Source organism: Nesterenkonia sphaerica (assembly GCF_005771565.1).
Taxonomy (GTDB): domain Bacteria; phylum Actinomycetota; class Actinomycetes; order Actinomycetales; family Micrococcaceae; genus Nesterenkonia; species Nesterenkonia sphaerica.
Genome location: NZ_VAWA01000026.1, coordinates 1 through 17,263 on the forward strand (window position 1 = coordinate 1; position 17,263 = coordinate 17,263).

Genomic DNA, 17,263 nt, shown 5'->3' on the forward strand with positions numbered 1-17,263 from the left:
GTCGAGGCGATGATCTTCCGCGCCAGGACAGGGATCCCGTGGCGGGACCTGCCGCGGGATCCCTTCGGGCCCTGGCAGACCGCCTGGAAGCGGCACCGCCGCTACGCCGCTGACGGAACCTGGGACAAAGTCCTGGCCCAACTGCTGGCCCAGGCTGATGCAGCCGGAGAAATCGACTGGAGAATCTCGGTGGACTCAACCATCAGCCGTGCCCACCAGCACGGCACCAACACCACCCGCCCTGACCAGCCCACAGGGGGCTCGTTGGAATCACAAGAATCCGCGGACTACCGAGCCTGAAGGCCATGCAGTAGGCCGCTCCCGCGGCGGACTCTCTTCGAAGCTGCACGCCGCTGTCGATGCCCACGGCATGCCCATCGCGATTCTGCTCACCGGCGGACAACGCAACGACGGGGCGGTGTTCACCGAGGTCATCGATGACATCCGAATCCCCAGGATCGGGGCAGGACGGCCCCGGACCCGCCCGAATGCGGTGATCGCTGATAAGGCCTACTCCAACAACGTCATCCGCGACTACCTCACCAGCCGAGGCATCAAAGCAGTGATCCCGCAGAAGTCCAACGAGAAGGCCTCCCGGAAGAACAAAGGCTCTGCCGGCGGCCGCCCACCAGCCTTCGACGAGGATCTCTACAAGAGCCGCAACGTCGTGGAGCGCCACTTCGGACTGGCCAAGCAATGGCGCGGGATCGCTACCCGCTACGAGAAGCTGGCCATCACCTACCGGGCCACCGCAGTCCTCTGCGCCGTGGTCGCCTGGCTACGCAAATAGGAGACATGCCCTAGTAGCTGCGCACGCCGCAGTGGCCTTCGCCGCCAGTCGGGAAGTCGCGCAACTGCAGGAGGCCATAGCCCGCCGCGATGTCATCGGACAGGCCAAGGGCATCCTGATGGAGCGCTACAAAGTCACCGAGGACAGAGCATTCCTCCTGCTGGCTAAGATCAGCAATCACCGCAATACCAAGCTCTACGAGGTTGCTTCTCAACTGGTGCGCACCGGTACCGTCACCGGAGCCAGTCCAAATCCCTAGCGCCCCGCGTCCACGTGGGTGTACAAGCAGAAGGGGTGGCCAGCGGGATCGGCCAGTACGTAGAGCGGTTCCTCGGGTTCATCGGTGCGGTGAAGCAGGAGCTCGGCTCCGAGCTCCTCGGCTCGCTGCTTGTGGGTCTCAAGCAGGTGGGGCTCTGCAATGAAGAAACACAGATGCATCTGCATTGGCACTTCGGGCGAGGGCCACGTGGTGCGGTGCAGGGTTTGCACTTGTTGGAAGGCGAGGAGCCGCTGACCCTCTTGTGTGTAGAGCACAAGCCAGTCGGCGTCGTCGTTGCCGTGCGCGGGTGGCTCGTCGCCAGGCCGGTAGACCAAATTGAGAAGCTCGCGGTAAAACTCCGCGAGCTCACGGACGTTGGTGGCGTCCAGAACGGTGTTGGCTAATTGAGGATAGGGCAGGGCGGTCATGAGGGACTCTTGCAGTGTGAGGGGGATTCGTTGATGGCGCAGTGCGCAACTGCCTCATCAACGGATCCTCTGGGTGTTCAGGCCGTGGGGCACGGCGAAGCGCATATGCGCCCCACGGACCGACCCACCGTTTACCAGTAGTGCTTTCGCCCTCCGACAGCACGGCCCAGTGCGCCCAGGATCCAGAGGATGGCACCGACGACGACCAGGATGATGCCGATGGTCCAGAGGATGGGGATGTCAATGACAGCTCCCAGAATCAGGAGGATGACGCCAAGGATAATCATGAGGTGCTTCCTTTCTGTGGGGCGCGGAGTGTGCCCCTCACCCTTTGAGGCTATCGCTGATGCCCAAGTTGTAGGAAGTGGTGCGCGGAGACAGTCTTACCTTGTCACGTCGCTATCGACCCAGTCGAAGGTGCGGGTGACGGCTTTCTTCCACAACCGCAGCTGCCTTTCCCTTTCCGCGGCCTCCATCTGGGGCTCCCATCGCTTGTCTTCTGTCCAGTTGGCCGTGACGGCCTCGGTAGTTTCCCAGAACCCGACGGCGAGGCCAGCTGCGTAGGCAGCGCCCAAGGCCGTGGTTTGTACCACCTTGGGCCGAATGACGGGGATACCGAGAATGTCGGCCTGGAACTGCATGAGGGCATCGTTGACCACCATGCCGCCGTCAACGCGAAGATCTGCCATGTCTACTCCGGCGTCAGCATTCGCGGCATCGAGGACTTCACGCGTTTGGAAGGCGGTGGCTTCCAGGGCGGCCCTGGCAATGTGCCCCTTATTGACATAGCGGGTGAGCCCGACAATGGCGCCGCGGGCATCACTCTTCCAGTAGGGAGCGAAGAGACCGGAGAAGGCGGGCACGATGTAGACCCCACCGTTGTCGGTGACTGAGGCGGCAAGTTCTTCCACCTCTGGGGCGGTCTTGATCAGCCCGAGGTTGTCGCGCAGCCACTGGATGAGGGATCCGGTGACGGCGATGGCTCCTTCGAGGGCGTAGACCGGCTTGTTGTCACCGAGCTTGTAACACAGGGTGGTGAGCAGGCCGTTCTTGGAGTGAACTATCTCCTCGCCGGTATTGATGATGAGGAAGTTCCCGGTGCCGTAGGTGTTCTTGGCCCCGCCCTTTTCGAAGGCTGCTTGACCAAAGGTGGCCGCCTGCTGGTCGCCCAGGATCCCGGCCACCGGCACCTCACGCAGCAGCTGGCGACCATGGACCTTTCCGTAGACCTCTGAAGAGGACTTGATCTCAGGCAGCAGCGACTTCGGCACCCCGAAGGTCGCGAGTATTTCCTCGTCCCACTGGAGCGTTTTCAAGTCCATGAAGAGTGTGCGTGAGGCGTTCGTGACGTCAGTGATGTGGACCCCGCCCTCGGTCCCGCCGGTGAGATTCCACACCAGCCAGCTGTCGGTGGTGCCGAAGAGTAAGTCTCCTGCCTCGGCGCGCTCGCGGACGCCTTCGACGTTGTCCAGAATCCACTTGATCTTGGTACCGGAGAAGTAAGTGGCCAAGGGCAGTCCGACCCGATCTTTGAAACGGTCCGGACCCCCGTCGGCCGAGAGCTCCTCGACGATGCCCTGCGTGCGCGTGTCCTGCCAGACAATTGCGTTATAGACAGGGGTTCCGGAGTTCTTGTCCCAAATCACCGTCGTCTCGCGCTGGTTGGTGATGCCCACTGAAGCGATCTCATGACGGGTGAGGTTCGCAGTGGATAGTGCTTTCCCGATGACCTCGCGGGTGTTGTTCCAGATCTCTAATGGATCATGTTCTACCCACCCAGCTTGGGGGAAGATCTGCTCGTGTTCTTTCTGCCCGCTGGAGACCATCTGACCATTGTGATCGAAGACGATGGCGCGAGTGCTGGTGGTGCCCTGGTCGATAGCGATGATGTACTCAGACAAGTTTTGCTCCCCGGGGTTAGTTTGGTCTGTGACGTAGGACATCACGGCGGTTTCCCATAACTCAAGCCTGCGCGGCCGGTGGGATCACCCGGGGTTTGCGATTGTGAGACGTGGGTCGGCGAGACCGGCTCGCGCACCAGCAAATGAGCACGCAAGCCCATCAGCAAACAGAAACGTACAAGCAGAGTAGTTCACAATGTACACTTAGCTTATGGAGGTAACGATCAGTAAGTTCCGCGCAGAGCTGGCGAGTTGGATCGAGCGGGCCCAGGGCGGTGAGGAAGTCATCGTCACGGAGCGGGGTACACCGGTCGCGCGGCTGCTGTCGGTGGACACCGCACCGTTGCTGGAACAACTCACCCAGAGCGGCGTCCTGAGTAAGCCGCGGCGCGCGGATCGGCCTTCAGCCAGTGGGATCTCTCGCGTGCACGCTCGTGGGCCCGTGGCCGAATTAGTCAGCGAGCAGCGCCGCTGAGTCATGGCGATCGTGTATTTCGACAGCAGCGCGTTCGTCAAGCTGGTAGTTGAGGAGGAGGGCAGCGAGCTGGCTGCCGCGCTATGGGATGGCTGCGATGCCGCCGTGTCTTCTCGCTTGGCCTATCCGGAAGTGCGTGCCGCCCTGGCTGCCGCCGGGCGCGACCAGCGGTTGGATATTCAGGACCAGCGCCATGCCGAGGCGACATGGGAGGACTTCTGGGCTGCGACCCGAGCCGTTGAGCTTTCTGAGCAGATCACGGTGCACGCTGGTGAGCTGGCGGGGGTACACGCTCTGCGGGGTGCGGACGCGGTGCATCTGGCCAGCGTGCTCGCCATCGGCGTCGCTGACACCCTGTTCGCCGCATGGGACAAACGTTTACGCTCGGGGGCCAAGGCGGCGGGGCTCCAGCTCGCCCCCGCGCCTCAGTGAGTTCCATCGCCGAGGCAGGACACTGCCGGGTGATCGCGTCGTTTCCTTGCCGTAGCTGTGCCGGGCCGGACGTAGACTGAGCGCACCGTAGACCGTTGGCCGCTCAGTCGAACCACCCGCACCGCTGGAACCGGCCAACACCATGAAGGCGAGACCCATGCCCGAAGAAGAAAAGTCCGAAGCCCCACGGGACGAGTCCCTGGAGAACTACACAATCGGCGACTACCTGCTGGACCGGTTGGCCGAGCTCGGCCTGACCGAGCTGTTCGGCGTCCCCGGAGATTTCAACCTCCATTTTCTGGACCATGTCGTGGCCCACCGCAGCATCCGCTGGGTCGGTTCCGCCAATGAGCTCAATGCCGGTTACAGCGCTGACGGCTACGCCCGGATTCGCGGCATCGGTGCGTTCCTGACCACCTACGGAGTCGGTGAGCTCTCTGCGATCAACGCAGTCGCCGGCTCCTACGCCGAGTCCGTGCCCGTTGTGCAGATCGTCGGCGCCCCGCCGAAGGAGACCCAGGCCTCGGGTCGCAAGATCCACCACTCCCTGGGCGACGGGGACTTCAAACACTTCCTGCGCATGGCCGAAGAGGTCACCTGCGCACACGCCGATCTCGACGCCGCCACTGCCACCTGGGAGATCGACCGCGTCCTGCGCGACGTCGTCTTCCGCCGCCGCCCCGGTTATCTCATGTTGGCCGCCGACGTCGCCGAGGTCGCCGCCTACCCGCCGTCTGAGCCGCTGACCACTGATCTTCCGGTGACGACCCCGCGCGCCGTCGCCGCCTTCGAAGAGGCTGTGCGCGGCTTCCTGCCTGGGCGGCGCACGGCCGTCTTGGCCGATCTGCTGGTCCACCGGCTCGGCGCCACCGAGGAACTGGCCTCGTTCCTCACCGAGTGCCAACTACCCTTCGCCACCCTGGCCTGGGGCAAGACCCTTGTCGATGAGTCGGATCCGAACTTCGTAGGCATCTACGCCGGGGCGGCATCTCAGGACCGGGTGCGCGAGGTCATCGAGGGTGCCGATGCGCTGATCACCCTCGGCGTGGAGTACACCGACAACACCACTGCCGGGTTCTCCATGGACCTCGATCCGGCCCGGATGATCGACGTCTCTCGGTTCGGCGCACGAGTCGGCGACGAGGTGTTCACCCCGATCTCGCTGCAGGACGCGCTCGCAGTCCTGCACCGGGTGACCACCGAGCTCGACGACGTCGCGCCCATGCCCGCAGCCCAGGCTCCTGCCGAGGGGACGCCGCGGGAACCCTCTGATGATCCGCTGACCCAGGACGGGCTCTGGTCCGTGCTGGCCTCGCAGTTGGAGTCGGGGAACATCGTTGCTGCTGACCAGGGGACCAGCTACTTCGGAATGGCGTCCCACCGGTTCCCCGCGAAGTCCACCTTCATCGGACAGCCCATGTGGGGCTCCATCGGCTACACCCTGCCTGCGATCATCGGTGCCGGGCTGGCCGATCCGAGCCGCCGGCCGGTGCTGCTGATCGGCGACGGCTCCGCTCAGCTGACGATCCAGGAGATGGGCGTAATGATCCGCGAGAAGCTGCCTGTGGTGGTGGTCCTGGTCAACAACAACGGCTACACGGTCGAACGCGCCATCCACGGACCCGACGAGGTCTACAACGACATCGCGCCCTGGCGCTGGGAGCTGGTGCCCAGCCTCTTCGGCGCCGCGGAGGAGGATTACCTCTACCGCCGGGCTACCACGGAGTCGGAGCTGCTCGCCGCATGCAAGGACGCCGTGCACGACCGCGAGAAGCTGGCCTTCATCGAGGCGATCACCGACCGCGATGACATCCCGCAGCTGCTGCAGGACGTGGCCAACGCGCTCAAGCGGTGATCGACATTGGGTGGGCGGCTCCCACGGGCGCTGCGTCTGAACTGGTGGTCGCGTACCTTGGTTGGAGAAGCTGTAGAGCCGAAGCGAGACTCAGGAATCGGACAGAGATTCCTGGATGCCCTGCATAGCTAGAGTCGCTTGAGGAGGTCTGTCTTTTTCGAAACGAACTATTCATCGGACAGAACACCCGCGGCATGCAACTCACCAAGCTTCTTGATCTGTTCGATCACGTCAATCTGTTCAGGGGCAGGCGTAGGGACCACGACAGGTGCTGCCGAAGCCGCTGGCAAGGTGGGTGCTGCTAGCCCGCCCAATACACCCCGTCCAGCAACCTCTAGTCCCAGGGCCACTCGGTCTTCACCCCGCCCCATCCCGCCCGTGGCCCTCAGGGTGTGCACCCGAGTATCGGTCGCGATTGTAAGGAAAACCGTTCGCTTCTCCTTCGACGCGAGATAGTTGACTCCACCCGTCATCAAACCAACCATCGCGCGACCGCCAGTGCTCTTGTCCTGAACCTGGAAGGAGTGCTTGATTGACTTCAACTTTTCGTATGGAGTTGAATCCGAGGTAAATCCGGCGACACGGACATAACCACCGTCGTAGATTTCGATCGTCGAGCCACCGAAACGTTGCTTTGTTATGAGGTTCCCTGCCAGCTCGCGCGCCTGTGCCGCTCGCGCTTTTGCTTCTTCAGCCGATTTCTTTGCGTCAGCCATAGTCTTGGCCCAGAACCCCTGCTTTTTGCCCGAATCGGGGGCTGCCTCATCGCTCATGCCACTAGTATGCCTGTGACGCGAAGGTCTGTAACGGTTTCTGCAGTAATGATAGAGGTGATCAAAGGGTGCCGTCGATACCAGTCGCAGAGGATCGGCGTCAAGAGGTCACTGTGCGTCAACTTGGCATTGGAGGATCGGACCTCGCTGTCTTCGACTTCCAGGGCGATTTAGGAGAGAAGATTCTCTTCTCCTGAGCCACCAACGTCTTCTGCGCCCGGGGACCGATGCCGTCCGTATGGCCCAAGATCCGGGTAGAGAACTCCGGCTTCGGGGAGGCGGAGATGAACGAGTCAATCTCGCCCTTGGGGACTGTGTGTTCGGGGTCGAGGAATTTGCACTGGATCGCGGTCAGCTCGCCGGTGAACTTGTCTTTTGCGACCAGGTCCACGCCGGTGTCTGTGCGGGTGCCGCGGTCCGGGTAGTCCTGCCACAGCCACACGTCGGAGAACTGGAAGGCCCACGCCGGGTCAGTGGTGAGATAGGACCGCACCAGGGGTTCGAACTTATCCTCGCGGTCACGATAGTCATTGGATTCCCGGTAATAGGTCTCCAGTAAGTGCCCGAGTGTGATCTCCTGCGTCCCCATCAGGCCATTCTCCAGGGCCCGGCCTGGTCAGAGGCGAGACGTTACTGTCCTCGTGTGACCTGGGCCGGACCGTGATGGCTCGCTGCCCGCTAGACCAGCGCTTTGCGGACTTGCTTGGCCGGTCACCCGTCGAAACGAACGAACGCTCGCAGAGAACCAGTGCCGTGGTCTCGGATTTCCTGGTAGCCCAAGGACTCGTAGAAGGCGCATTGACGTGGCTCGTCCTCGGTAAGCAGAACCTTCTGACGCACGGAGGCGTACGGCTCCAAGGCGGCGAGGACAAGCGCACGGCCTATACCGGCCCGCTGGGCGTCAGGGTGGACCAGCACGTCTTGCAGGTAACAGATCGTGGCTCCGTCAGAAATTACCCGCGCTTGCCCGTCGAGGCGACCACCGCGCCGAGCCGCCACGACGTGTGAAGAGCCCGTCAAGGCTGCCTCAAGTGTCGGGACATCATCGGCGTACGTCGTCCACCCCACCTCGCGGTAGAGCGCTACGACTTCGTTCATGCTGAGCGCTCGAGACGGCTCAACGGTGAAACCTTCGGCCTGCATGCTGACCACAGTACGCGAGCGAACCTGGAGGGGTTGAACGACCGATGGGCAACCGCGCCGCCGTAAGGGCAACGCCAATGGACACCCCCGCTGCTGGCCAGGAGGGTTCAGACTATGCAGACGGGGGCCTAAAGGCGGTCCGGTAACTTCTCCGCTGACGGGAGATAACTGGCACACGGTGGCTCGTGAGTGTTTGGTGTCTCCGGCCGTGGGAGGTTCGGGGCGACCTGGCAGGGTCTTGGGACAAGCGCGACAGTCAAGACGTGAGATTGAGAAGACTGACATCGGGGTGGCACGAAAACTGAGAATCTACACCTTCGTGTAGGTTCCCACTGAAGTTGTCAGGGGTGCATGGCGCTGACCTGGGGTTTGACAACTCGGTGAGCCGGTCCCTGTCTCAGTAACTTGTCACAATCCTCAGCGCTGCGGCAGCGCATAAACTTCTCTGTAGGTCGCCAGCTCCAAGAGCAGGTGTTTCTTTTGGGGGATCGGCTACCGGTACGCTCTGGTCTAGGGTGTGCCCGATTCAGGGACCTGACTCTACGACTGATGCTGATGAGCACGAGCGGCGAGTTGATCCGTCCACCTCTAGAATGGGTGCGCACTATGACTCGGAATCAGAAGCAACGTGGGCTACCACTCTGGGCAGCTCTGGGAATGGTTGGGTTCAGTGTCCTAAGCGCCATCATCACCATTAGGGCGGTGCAGGGGGGAGACACAGTTGGCGTAGTCTCTGAGGGCATCATTTTTATTGGGTCATTGGTCTACATCGCTGGATATGTGGTCACCCGGTTCGAGGGCAGCACACGCTAGCTCTACCGCACCTGTGGAAGCGCCCCGTTGCGCTCTTTTTATGGGTACGACGCGACTGCGGGCCACGCATTGATGACGACACCGGAGTGCCGGCTGGGGATCCTTTACGGACGTGCTTAGCCGGTCAGGCGTCGAAACGAACGAACGCTCGCAGGGAACCAGCGCCGTGGTCTCGGGTCTCCTTGTATCCCAAGGACTCGTAGAAGGCGCGTTGACCTGGCTCGTCATCGGTAAGCAGAACCTTCTAACGCACAGAGGCGTACGGCTCCAAGGCGGCAAGGACGAGTGCGCGGCCCATACCGGCTCGCTGAGCGTCAGGGCGGACCAGTACGTCTTGCAGGTAACAGATCGTGGCTCCGTCAGAAATCACCCGCGCCACCCCGACGAGGCGACCATCGCGCCGAGCCGCCACGACGCGGGAAGAGCCGGCCAACGCTGCCTCAAGTGTCACGACATCATCGGCGTAGGTCGTCCACCCCACCTCGCGGTAGAGCGCTGCGACTTCGCCCATGCCCAGTACCGGAGACGACTCCACGGTGAAACCTTCGGTTTGCATGCTGACCACAGTAGGCGAGCGAACGTGAACGGCTTAAACAGCCGATGGAGAACCGCGCCGCCGTAAGGGGAACGGCTTGCGGGACGGAGGGGCAAGTTAACTTGCCAACAGTGGCCCTGCAAAGTATCTTGTAGGTATGGATGTCGCTCCGATCATCGCGGTCAGTGCTCGGAAGCACGGTGTCAGCGATGAAGACATCTTGCACGCATATTCCAATCCGATTCGAGTCTTCGACCTCGATTAGGGTTTCACGATGGTCATCGGCGCGAACCTGGCGACCATCATATTCGAGATCGGCGTTGTCAACGGCGCCACAGCCCGGTCATCGTCCACGCAATGAAAGCACGCGATAAATTCTTTGAGGTGATGATCATGCCCCGTACAGTCCAAGACATACTGGACCACGCTGACGAACTTGCCAAGCGCTTTGAAGACTATGAACCGTCTCGAGCCGAGGAACGCGACCCTCAGGTGTTCACCGAACTACGCCAAGCGATCCTGGCCCGAGCTGACGCCGAACGCTCAATCAAAGAAGCCGTCAGCCGAGGCCGTAAAGATGGCTACTCATGGTCGTTTATCGGATCCCTGATCGGTACCTCCGGTGAAGCAGCCCGCCAACGATACGGTCACAAACAAGACGCGTGACCACCGAAGCGCCGTCCCGCAAGCGGATCGGCATACGGTACGAAGCTGTTCACCGTTCGCCGCGGTACATCGGCGGTCAGCGCCTCTACTGTGAGGCCGTACGCCCTGGTCGGTCTCCTCGCGGAGGTCGATTAGCCTTCGCGCATGGTCTCGTCCAATCTCTCATCATTTTCTTCGGCTTCCCGTGAACGACGAATTGCTTCGCGGCGCGCCCGTTCGCGGTAGCTGTAAGCGGCTTCGTGGACCGACTCTTCGCTTTCGAAGCCTGAGCCGATGGCGCCTGCCACGGTTGCCGCGGAGGTCGCCAACAGGGCCACGAGGAGGTACTCGCCGAGTCCGTACTCGGCTCCGACGTACTGGCTGAACACTTCGGGGGTGAAGACGATCAGAGCGGCGATCAGATTCAGGACGTAGAGCCCCACGTAGCCGCACGCCAGCCCGATGGCGAGGGTCAGCACGGTCGAAGCATTGAAAAGGACCGCTTGCTCACGTTCCCGTGCCGGTAGATTCCTCGCCCGTTCCCACAAGTGGTGATAGACGATGAGCCAAGTGAGCATCACGGTGATCGAAGCGAACACCACAGCGACCAGTTGCCACACCGCCATGGTGATCGCCAGTTCCCACAGGGTGGCGTTGATCAAATAGAACGCGCTGAAGGCGAACGCTCCCACCAGCGCCCCCCGCAGACCTGAGACCAGCCGCCACGGTTGATTATCTCGAACCATTCCGACCAGCAGCCGCAACCGACCCCGGGTCGCGAGGATGCGCAGGTCAATGCCGTCTTGATCGGGTGTGGTCCGCCGAAATGCCCCACCCAATGCTGCCACTCGGGAACGGCGATGTTCCTCAGAGCCCTCCTCTGGGGTTGTCTCCCCGCGCAGGTCCTCGATCAGCTGTGCCACCACCCCCAGGACTCGACGCCGCAACGCCATCGCCCCGAAGGCCGGCAGTGAGACCACCGCGACGTTTCGACTGCTACTGGCATCAGCTACCACAGGCTGCCGGTCGGTAACCAGCGGGAGATCGGTGATGCACACCGCGAAGTCCCAACCACGCTGCCGCTTATAATCGGCTGCGACGTTCATCATTTCGAAGCGCTGCATGTCACTGGGAGGCAACCGCTCACGGTGCACCTCGACTCGCCACTGGCGATCTGCCAACTGCTCGGACAATAGCCCTGGCAGTTCCTGTTCGAGTTGGCGCGCGACCTGTACCGGGGAAGCCACCGGATCAGCGACCACTCCGACCACCACCGTTCCGGGGCCCTGCGTAGGACTCTCCTGTGTCGTCACAGATCCGCTCCTTCCCCCATGAGAGGTTCGGGTGCCCGCCGCGGCAGTTGCATCCACATGAGGCCGGACTTCGAGACGAGTGTAATTCAAACCATATCGGGGAGGCTACTGAACGTGGGCCGTCGAGGTTATGTCGAGGTGGTGTATCCATAACGGGGGCTGATGCAGGAACAGGTGAAGCGTCCCAGGTTCTCTGCCGCTGTTATGCGGCTTAGGCATGATGACAATCCTTCCAGGCCAACCATCGGCTAGCCAGATCAGTTGTCACCCATCCCTGCATCAGCCCCCCTTTCTATCCGTGGGAGTGTGGTCGAGTTCAAAAGCGGATTAACCTCTGGAAAGGGCAAATAGCCTAGTCGGTTGGTAACACTCCCGCGCTCCAACGCTCATCGTGGATGTAGTACGGTGGTGGTTGACCTCACGGGCGCTCCGAGCACGGAGCTGAGATCGGACTGACGCTGTCCGAGCACCGTCTGAACCTGTCCGGGTCATGCCGGCGAAGGAAGAAGGAGCTCATGACTCATATCTCCGCCCAGAATTCCCCTCTGAACTACTCCACCCACAGCGCGGAGTACCTGGTGGACGAGGAGCACGACATCCGGGTCCCGGTCACCCGGATCTCCCAGGACGACTCCCCCGACGGCACTGCCAACGAGCCGTTCACCACCTACCGGACCACCGGCCCGGGCAGCGACCCCACCCGCGGCCTGCCCCCGCTGCGCGCCGAATGGATCCAGGCCCGCCAGGATGTGGAGACCTACCAGGCCCGCGGTCGAAAGCTCGAGGACGACGGCCCCAAGGCGCTGCGCCGGGGCACCGCCTCCCAGGAGTGGCAGGGCGAGGACCGCCCGCCGCTGCGCGCCAGGCCCGGCAAGCGGGTCACCCAGATGCACTACGCACGCCAGGGGGTCATCACCCCCGAGATGCGGTTCGTCGCCCTGCGGGAGGGCGTGAATGTCGAGCTGGTCCGCAGCGAGCTGGCCGCAGGCCGGGCCATCATCCCCAACAACATCAACCACCCCGAGTCCGAGCCGATGATCATCGGGCGGGCCTTCTCAGTGAAGGTCAACGCCAATATCGGCAACTCCGCAGTGACTTCCTCCATCGCCGAGGAGGTCTCCAAGATGCAGTGGGCCACCCAGTGGGGCGCAGACACGGTCATGGACCTCTCCACCGGCGACGACATCCACACCACCCGCGAATGGATTTTGCGCAACTCCCCGGTGCCGATCGGCACGGTGCCAATCTACCAGGCCCTAGAGAAGGTCGGCGGAGACCACCAGGCGCTGACCTGGGAGATCTTCCGCGACACCGTGATCGAGCAGTGCGAACAGGGTGTGGACTACATGACCATCCACGCCGGTGTGCTGCTGCGCTACGTGCCGCTGACCGCAGAACGTGTGACCGGGATCGTCTCCCGCGGCGGGTCCATCATGGCCGGCTGGTGCCTGGGCCACCACAAGGAAAGCTTCCTCTACGAGCACTACGACGAACTGTGCGAGATCTTCGCCCAATATGACGTGGCGTTCTCCCTCGGCGACGGACTACGGCCCGGGTCCCTGGCCGACGCCAACGACGCCGCCCAGTTCGCTGAACTCGACACCCTGGCCGAGCTGACCCAGCGGGCCTGGGAGTACGACGTCCAGGTGATGGTCGAAGGCCCCGGCCACATCCCGCTGCACCTGGTCCGCGAGAACGTAGAAAAGCAGCAGGAACTCTGCCACGGCGCCCCGTTCTACACGTTGGGGCCGCTGGTGACCGATATCGCCCCCGGCTATGACCACATCACCTCGGCGATCGGCGCCACCGAGATTGCCCGCTACGGCACCGCGATGCTCTGCTATGTCACCCCGAAGGAGCATTTGGGGCTGCCGAACCGCGACGACGTGAAGACCGGTGTCATCACCTACAAGATCGCCGCGCACGCCGCCGACGTGGCCAAGGGGCACCCCGGGGCCCGGGACCGCGACGATGCGTTGTCCAAGGCCCGGTTCGAGTTCCGGTGGCGGGACCAGTTCGGCCTCTCCCTGGACCCGCAGACCGCTGAGGAGTTCCACGACGAGACTCTGCCGGCCGAGCCGGCCAAGACGGCGCACTTCTGCTCGATGTGCGGCCCGAAGTTCTGCTCGATGAGGATCTCTCAGGACATCCGCAACGAGTTCGGCGATTCGGATGAGCAGGCCCGGATCGCTCAGGAGGGCATGGCGGCGAAGTCGCGTGAGTTCCGTGAAGCCGGCGGCACAGTCTATCTGCCGGACCCGTCGATGCCGACCGTACGCGCCACGAAGTGATGCCGTGGCTGTAGTAAGTGCCGCCTGCGCTGTCATTGTGCGGGAAGATGGGGCAATCCTGCTGGTCCAACGCAGATATCCCCCGGAAGCCGGGCTCTGGTCAGTGCCGGGTGGGAAATGTTTGCTCGGTGAGACCCCAGAAGACACTGCTGTGAGAGAAACGAGGGAAGAAACGGGTCTCGACGTAGTGGTGCGGAACTGTGGACTGTAGAGCTTCCTTTGGACGATGGTCGCACCTACCGGGTGCATGATTTCTACGCCACCGTCCGGGGTGGGGTCCTCCAGCCAGGCGACGACGCAGCCAGCGCCAACTGGGTCCTCCCTGAAAATCTCGCAGCCACCCCGCTCGTTTCACAGTTGCTTGAGCATCTCCGTGGTGTCCGCCTCGCGCCCCCACCACCCCGACCACCGGAGTCCCCCTAACCTCTTCGGGGGGGGGGCGTTACTTCGAGTTGATCAAGTTCAGGTTCAAGTTCCAAGACGGTCGAGTTCAAAAGCGGGGACTGTACGGTAATCGGTGTAACTCCGATCAAGGAGTTAGATTATGAGCACAACACAGAACCGAGCCGATGAGGCCCTGAGTCAGAAGCATGAGGAATCGGTGGCTACAGCATCGGCGACTACTTCGGTGAGCCCGAAGGTTGATAAGAAACTCGTTGCCCAACTGGTGGGTCAGGCCCGTCAGGATGGTCTTGGCATCGACGGGGAGAACGGACTGTTGGCCGAGCTGACCAAGCTCGTTGTCGAGTCCGCTCTGGACGGCGAGATCACCGATCACCTCGGCTAGGAGAAGCACGAGCGTGGCGGCTCCACCGGTGGCAACGCCGGTAACGGCAACCGCGCGAAGACGGTGACCACCAAGGGCGGGCCGGTTGAGATCAACGTGCCCCGGGACCGGGCGGGAAGCTTTGAGCCGGTCATCGTGAAGAAGCGTCAGCGCCGCCTGGGCAGCATCGAGGACGTCGTGCTCTCTCTCTCGGCCCGAGGCATGACCCACGGGGACATCAGCGCGCACCTGGCTGATGTATATGGCGCCGAGGTCTCGAAGACCACGATCACCACCATTACCGACAAAGTGCTTGAGGGCATGGCCCAGTGGCAGAACCGCCCCTTGGATCCGGTCTACCCTGTGGTGTTCATTGATGCGATCCACGTCAAGGTCCGCGACGGTCAAGTCGCCAACCGCCCGATCTATGTGGCCATGGCCGTCACCGCCGAGGGCAACCGCGATATCCTTTCGGCTGTGGTGCGGTGACGGTGGTGAGGGCGCGAAGTACTGGCTGCAGGTCCTCACGGAGCTGAAGAACCGTGGCGTCGAAGACATCCTGATGCTGGTCTGTGATGGTCTCAAAGGGCTGCCGGACTCGGTGGCCGCGGTGTGGCCGGCAACTATCGTGCAGACCTGCATCGTGCACCTGATGCGCAACAGCTTCACCTACACCTCCAGGAAGGACTGGGACGGGATCTCACGGGCGCTGAAGCCGATCTACCAGGCCGCGACCGTTAAGGAGGCTGAAGACCGTTTCCTGGACTTCCAAGAGGCCTGGGGTGAGAAGTACCCAGCGATCGTCAGACTCTGGGAGAACGCCTGGGCCGAGTTCACCCCGTTCCTGAGGTTCGACCGGGAGATCCGCCGGATCGTGTGCACTACTAACGCCATCGAATCGGTCAACGCCGGCATCCGCAAAGCGGTCAAGGCCCGCGGACACTTCCCCAACGCCCAAGCTGCTCTGAAGTGTGTCTACATGGCGGTAATGGCCCTGGACCCCACCGGCAAAGGCCGAGCCCGCTGGAACCAACGATGGAAGCAGGCACTGAACGCCTTCGACATCACCTTCGACGGCAGACTATCCGCCAGAAAAAACTGAAATCATCAAACAGCAGTTACACCGTTAAGTTGACAGACCCCTTCTGGACTCCGAGGCCACCTACAAGCTAACGGGGCTAACCGGGACACCGTTAAAAGGCCCTCAGCCGACCAAGGAGTGCGCCCCTGTGACAACTCCTTGAGAAATCTGACATCACTTGGCCAAGAAAGCGAGAAATGGCCAACTTAGGCGAGAACCTACACATGGTGTAGGATCTCGCGGATCTTGTCACGCCGGGGAGCCGCTGACATCGGGAATGACATCTCGTTGAGACGCGGTCTGTCTCGCTAACTTGTCATAATCCTCAGGGGTGTCCTCAGGGGTGGCCGCACTTAGAGTTCTCGTGCCCCCGGCGCATCCGGGTAGCGGGATCTCTAGAGTGAGGTCATGGGTGCAAGTTCTTCAGAAGACAGATCCTGCTGGTGGTGCGGGCAACTGGCGGACTCCAAAGAGCACCGCTTCAAGGCGAGCGACCTACGGCGGATGTTTCAAGACTCTCCCTCGCTATGGCTTGACGCGGGTGAGCGCCCAACGAGACTTCAGGGACCCGGAGCGAAAGCGGTACTTTTTCCCCACGTGCTGTGCCGCGACTGCAATTCCGCGCGCAGTCAACCCTTTGACGATGCCTACTCGGCGTTCTTCACATTCATCTGCGAAGGTGCTGAGCGGTTCCGGGACCTCGCGGAGTTCTCGATGGAGGAGATCTATTCTTCTGACGCAGAGGGGCCGCGGAACCTGGCGCGGTACTTCATGAAGAACTTCGCTTGTCGTATTGCCTCGAGGGGCTTCGAGGTGCCTCAGCAAGTCATCGAGTTTATGAATGGAGCCGAGGGCATGCCTAACGCTTGTCTGCTCCTGTACCGGGACTTCGCTTTGCACGACCGCTTCCGGCGAATCGGAGATCACGGGATTCTTCTCTACGCCAACGCGATGAACTCGCCGACGGAGCCGAGCGAAGGGCCGCTCATTGCTTTCTGTGCAGAGCTCCAGGTCGGGCCGATTGGAGCCTTGTTCTTCTGGGATGTTGACACTGTCCTGGGGCCCATCTTTTCCACAGATCCGTGGGTATACCTTCGGGACAGACTAGAGCTGCCCTATCCCGAACTGCACGCTGAGCAGTGGGGTCGGCTTCACGAGTAAGCGGCATGTGAGACTCAGGTTTCACGACTTCGGCGAAGACTTGCCTCCAACTTGAGGGCGTTTCACTACCGTTTAGCGAGTGCATTCCAGTCGGCTTCAGCGAACCACTCCTTGATACCGTCCATATCCAGCGTGTCTAGGCGTTGGAACCGCGACAAGAACTCCGACGGGGCCGTCGTCCGGACATTGCCGTTCAGGGTTGGGACCGCATCTGTATAAGTCACCACTACGCCGTGCCGCGCCCTGGACATCATCACTGATAGAACCCGAGCTTCCTCAGCCTTCTCCTCAGGGCTCGTCGCCTTGAAGAACGGAATGGTGTCCTGTTCAGCACCGACAATCCACACCCAGTCGAACTGCTGCCCCTTGCCGACGTGGCCAGTCAAGAGGTGGACACCTGCCGAAGTGAGCAAGGTGTTCTCGTTGCCGATTTTGATCCTCTTCTGTATTGACGCGATGACGTGTCCTGGGTTCTGTTCCCCTGGGATATGAGAATTCAAGAGGCTAGGGCATGGAGCGCCAGAGGCTTTTCGAAGCTCTCTGGCGTCTTCCAGTCTAGGGCGCTGTGGCGACGCTGTCGGTTGTAGTAGATCTCGATGTAG

The 17,263-nt window shown here is 62.0% G+C and carries 17 protein-coding genes, 2 pseudogenes and 1 riboswitch; of the genes and pseudogenes, 10 read left to right on the forward strand and 9 right to left on the reverse strand.

Annotated features, from left to right (window positions below):
* Together FEF27_RS12215 and FEF27_RS12220 are read left to right on the forward strand one after the other, a co-directional pair.
* Nucleotides 1–790, forward strand: a pseudogene (locus tag FEF27_RS12215) (IS5 family transposase); the annotation flags it as partial.
* Between the two features lie 31 nt (nt 791–821).
* A complete protein-coding gene (locus tag FEF27_RS12220) occupies nt 822–1,049 on the forward strand; it encodes an ANTAR domain-containing protein (protein ID WP_138171169.1) in 228 nt (75 codons plus the stop codon).
* Here the strand turns inward: FEF27_RS12220 and FEF27_RS12225 are convergent.
* The 3 genes from FEF27_RS12225 to glpK form a co-directional block, all read right to left on the reverse strand.
* Nucleotides 1,046–1,477, reverse strand: a complete 432-nt coding sequence (locus FEF27_RS12225; protein WP_138171170.1) for a VOC family protein — start codon at nt 1,475–1,477, stop codon at nt 1,046–1,048. The two genes, FEF27_RS12220 and FEF27_RS12225, sit on opposite strands and share 4 nt — an antisense overlap.
* A gap of 131 nt (nt 1,478–1,608) precedes the next feature.
* A complete protein-coding gene (locus FEF27_RS13395; RefSeq protein ID WP_166430017.1) occupies nt 1,609–1,764 on the reverse strand; it encodes a DUF6131 family protein in 156 nt (51 codons plus the stop codon).
* Between the two features lie 96 nt (nt 1,765–1,860).
* Nucleotides 1,861–3,378 (reverse strand): glycerol kinase GlpK, encoded by a 1,518-nt coding sequence (gene glpK / locus FEF27_RS12230; RefSeq protein ID WP_138171171.1) that lies wholly within the window; start codon nt 3,376–3,378, stop codon nt 1,861–1,863.
* A gap of 211 nt (nt 3,379–3,589) precedes the next feature.
* Between glpK and FEF27_RS12235 the strand changes: the two genes are divergently transcribed.
* The 3 genes from FEF27_RS12235 (at nt 3,590) to FEF27_RS12245 (ending at nt 6,140) form a co-directional block, all read left to right on the forward strand.
* Nucleotides 3,590–3,853: a type II toxin-antitoxin system Phd/YefM family antitoxin gene (locus tag FEF27_RS12235; RefSeq protein ID WP_138171172.1), complete on the forward strand. Its 264-nt coding sequence runs from the start codon at nt 3,590–3,592 to the stop codon at nt 3,851–3,853.
* Between the two features lie 3 nt (nt 3,854–3,856).
* Nucleotides 3,857–4,285 carry a type II toxin-antitoxin system VapC family toxin gene (locus tag FEF27_RS12240; RefSeq protein WP_138171173.1) on the forward strand — a complete coding sequence of 143 codons (429 nt, stop codon included), beginning with the start codon at nt 3,857–3,859 and terminating at the stop codon, nt 4,283–4,285.
* Between the two features lie 157 nt (nt 4,286–4,442).
* Entirely contained in the window at nt 4,443–6,140 is a 1,698-nt protein-coding gene (locus FEF27_RS12245; RefSeq protein WP_166430018.1) for an alpha-keto acid decarboxylase family protein, read from the forward strand.
* A gap of 167 nt (nt 6,141–6,307) precedes the next feature.
* Here the strand turns inward: FEF27_RS12245 and FEF27_RS12250 are convergent, their stop codons facing one another.
* The 4 genes from FEF27_RS12250 to FEF27_RS12265 form a co-directional block, all read right to left on the reverse strand.
* Complete coding sequence (locus FEF27_RS12250; RefSeq protein WP_138171175.1) at nt 6,308–6,913, reverse strand: hypothetical protein; 606 nt, start codon at nt 6,911–6,913, stop codon at nt 6,308–6,310.
* Nucleotides 6,914–7,031: 118 nt separating this feature from the next.
* Nucleotides 7,032–7,502: a restriction endonuclease gene (locus FEF27_RS12255; protein ID WP_138171176.1), complete on the reverse strand. Its 471-nt coding sequence runs from the start codon at nt 7,500–7,502 to the stop codon at nt 7,032–7,034.
* Nucleotides 7,503–7,624: 122 nt separating this feature from the next.
* Nucleotides 7,625–8,056: a GNAT family N-acetyltransferase gene (locus tag FEF27_RS12260; RefSeq protein ID WP_138171177.1), complete on the reverse strand. Its 432-nt coding sequence runs from the start codon at nt 8,054–8,056 to the stop codon at nt 7,625–7,627.
* A gap of 1,057 nt (nt 8,057–9,113) precedes the next feature.
* The gene (locus FEF27_RS12265) at nt 9,114–9,425 is read right to left on the reverse strand and encodes a GNAT family N-acetyltransferase (RefSeq protein WP_341805722.1); all 312 of its coding nucleotides are present in this window, start codon (nt 9,423–9,425) and stop codon (nt 9,114–9,116) included.
* A gap of 336 nt (nt 9,426–9,761) precedes the next feature.
* Between FEF27_RS12265 and FEF27_RS12275 the strand changes: the two genes are divergently transcribed.
* Nucleotides 9,762–10,070 carry a hypothetical protein gene (locus tag FEF27_RS12275; protein ID WP_243729231.1) on the forward strand — a complete coding sequence of 103 codons (309 nt, stop codon included), beginning with the start codon at nt 9,762–9,764 and terminating at the stop codon, nt 10,068–10,070.
* Between the two features lie 131 nt (nt 10,071–10,201).
* Here the strand turns inward: FEF27_RS12275 and FEF27_RS12280 are convergent, their stop codons facing one another.
* Nucleotides 10,202–11,362, reverse strand: a complete 1,161-nt coding sequence (locus tag FEF27_RS12280; protein ID WP_138171178.1) for a hypothetical protein — start codon at nt 11,360–11,362, stop codon at nt 10,202–10,204.
* Between the two features lie 410 nt (nt 11,363–11,772).
* Nucleotides 11,773–11,884: riboswitch (TPP riboswitch) on the forward strand.
* On the opposite strand from FEF27_RS12280, the gene thiC reads away from it, so the two are divergent.
* The 4 genes and pseudogenes from thiC (at nt 11,878) to FEF27_RS12300 (ending at nt 16,661) form a co-directional block, all read left to right on the forward strand.
* Nucleotides 11,878–13,653, forward strand: coding sequence for a phosphomethylpyrimidine synthase ThiC (gene thiC, locus FEF27_RS12285; RefSeq protein WP_138171179.1), 1,776 nt, complete (start codon nt 11,878–11,880; stop codon nt 13,651–13,653). (Overlaps the previous riboswitch by 7 nt.)
* On the forward strand, nt 13,535–13,864 hold the full coding sequence (locus tag FEF27_RS13905) for an NUDIX hydrolase (protein WP_138171180.1): 330 nt from the start codon (nt 13,535–13,537) through the stop codon (nt 13,862–13,864). Before thiC ends, FEF27_RS13905 begins: the two co-directional genes overlap by 119 nt.
* A 333-nt stretch (nt 13,865–14,197) precedes the next feature.
* Nucleotides 14,198–15,521, forward strand: a pseudogene (locus FEF27_RS12295) (IS256 family transposase).
* A gap of 693 nt (nt 15,522–16,214) precedes the next feature.
* Nucleotides 16,215–16,661 (forward strand): hypothetical protein, encoded by a 447-nt coding sequence (locus FEF27_RS12300; RefSeq protein WP_138171181.1) that lies wholly within the window; start codon nt 16,215–16,217, stop codon nt 16,659–16,661.
* 65 nt (nt 16,662–16,726) lie between these two features.
* Here the strand turns inward: FEF27_RS12300 and FEF27_RS12305 are convergent, their stop codons facing one another.
* Nucleotides 16,727–17,161 carry a 3'-5' exonuclease gene (locus FEF27_RS12305; protein WP_208009851.1) on the reverse strand — a complete coding sequence of 145 codons (435 nt, stop codon included), beginning with the start codon at nt 17,159–17,161 and terminating at the stop codon, nt 16,727–16,729.
* Nucleotides 17,162–17,263: the final 102 nt, after the last annotated feature.

Excerpts from the sequence above, each read along its gene's own strand:
- FEF27_RS12225 (WP_138171170.1), bottom strand. The coding sequence starts at position 1,477 with ATGACCGCCCTGCCCTATCCTCAATTAGCCAACACCGTTCTGGACGCC.
- FEF27_RS13395 (WP_166430017.1), bottom strand. The coding sequence starts at position 1,764 with ATGATTATCCTTGGCGTCATCCTCCTGATTCTGGGAGCTGTCATTGAC.
- FEF27_RS12235 (WP_138171172.1), top strand. The coding sequence starts at position 3,590 with ATGGAGGTAACGATCAGTAAGTTCCGCGCAGAGCTGGCGAGTTGGATC.
- FEF27_RS12240 (WP_138171173.1), top strand. The coding sequence starts at position 3,857 with ATGGCGATCGTGTATTTCGACAGCAGCGCGTTCGTCAAGCTGGTAGTT.
- FEF27_RS12245 (WP_166430018.1), top strand. The coding sequence starts at position 4,443 with ATGCCCGAAGAAGAAAAGTCCGAAGCCCCACGGGACGAGTCCCTGGAG.
- FEF27_RS12250 (WP_138171175.1), bottom strand. The coding sequence starts at position 6,913 with ATGAGCGATGAGGCAGCCCCCGATTCGGGCAAAAAGCAGGGGTTCTGG.
- FEF27_RS12255 (WP_138171176.1), bottom strand. The coding sequence starts at position 7,502 with ATGGGGACGCAGGAGATCACACTCGGGCACTTACTGGAGACCTATTAC.
- FEF27_RS12260 (WP_138171177.1), bottom strand. The coding sequence starts at position 8,056 with ATGCAGGCCGAAGGTTTCACCGTTGAGCCGTCTCGAGCGCTCAGCATG.
- FEF27_RS12265 (WP_341805722.1), bottom strand. The coding sequence starts at position 9,425 with ATGCAAACCGAAGGTTTCACCGTGGAGTCGTCTCCGGTACTGGGCATG.
- FEF27_RS12275 (WP_243729231.1), top strand. The coding sequence starts at position 9,762 with ATGAAAGCACGCGATAAATTCTTTGAGGTGATGATCATGCCCCGTACA.
- thiC (WP_138171179.1), top strand. The coding sequence starts at position 11,878 with ATGACTCATATCTCCGCCCAGAATTCCCCTCTGAACTACTCCACCCAC.
- FEF27_RS13905 (WP_138171180.1), top strand. The coding sequence starts at position 13,535 with ATGAGCAGGCCCGGATCGCTCAGGAGGGCATGGCGGCGAAGTCGCGTG.
- FEF27_RS12300 (WP_138171181.1), top strand. The coding sequence starts at position 16,215 with ATGGAGGAGATCTATTCTTCTGACGCAGAGGGGCCGCGGAACCTGGCG.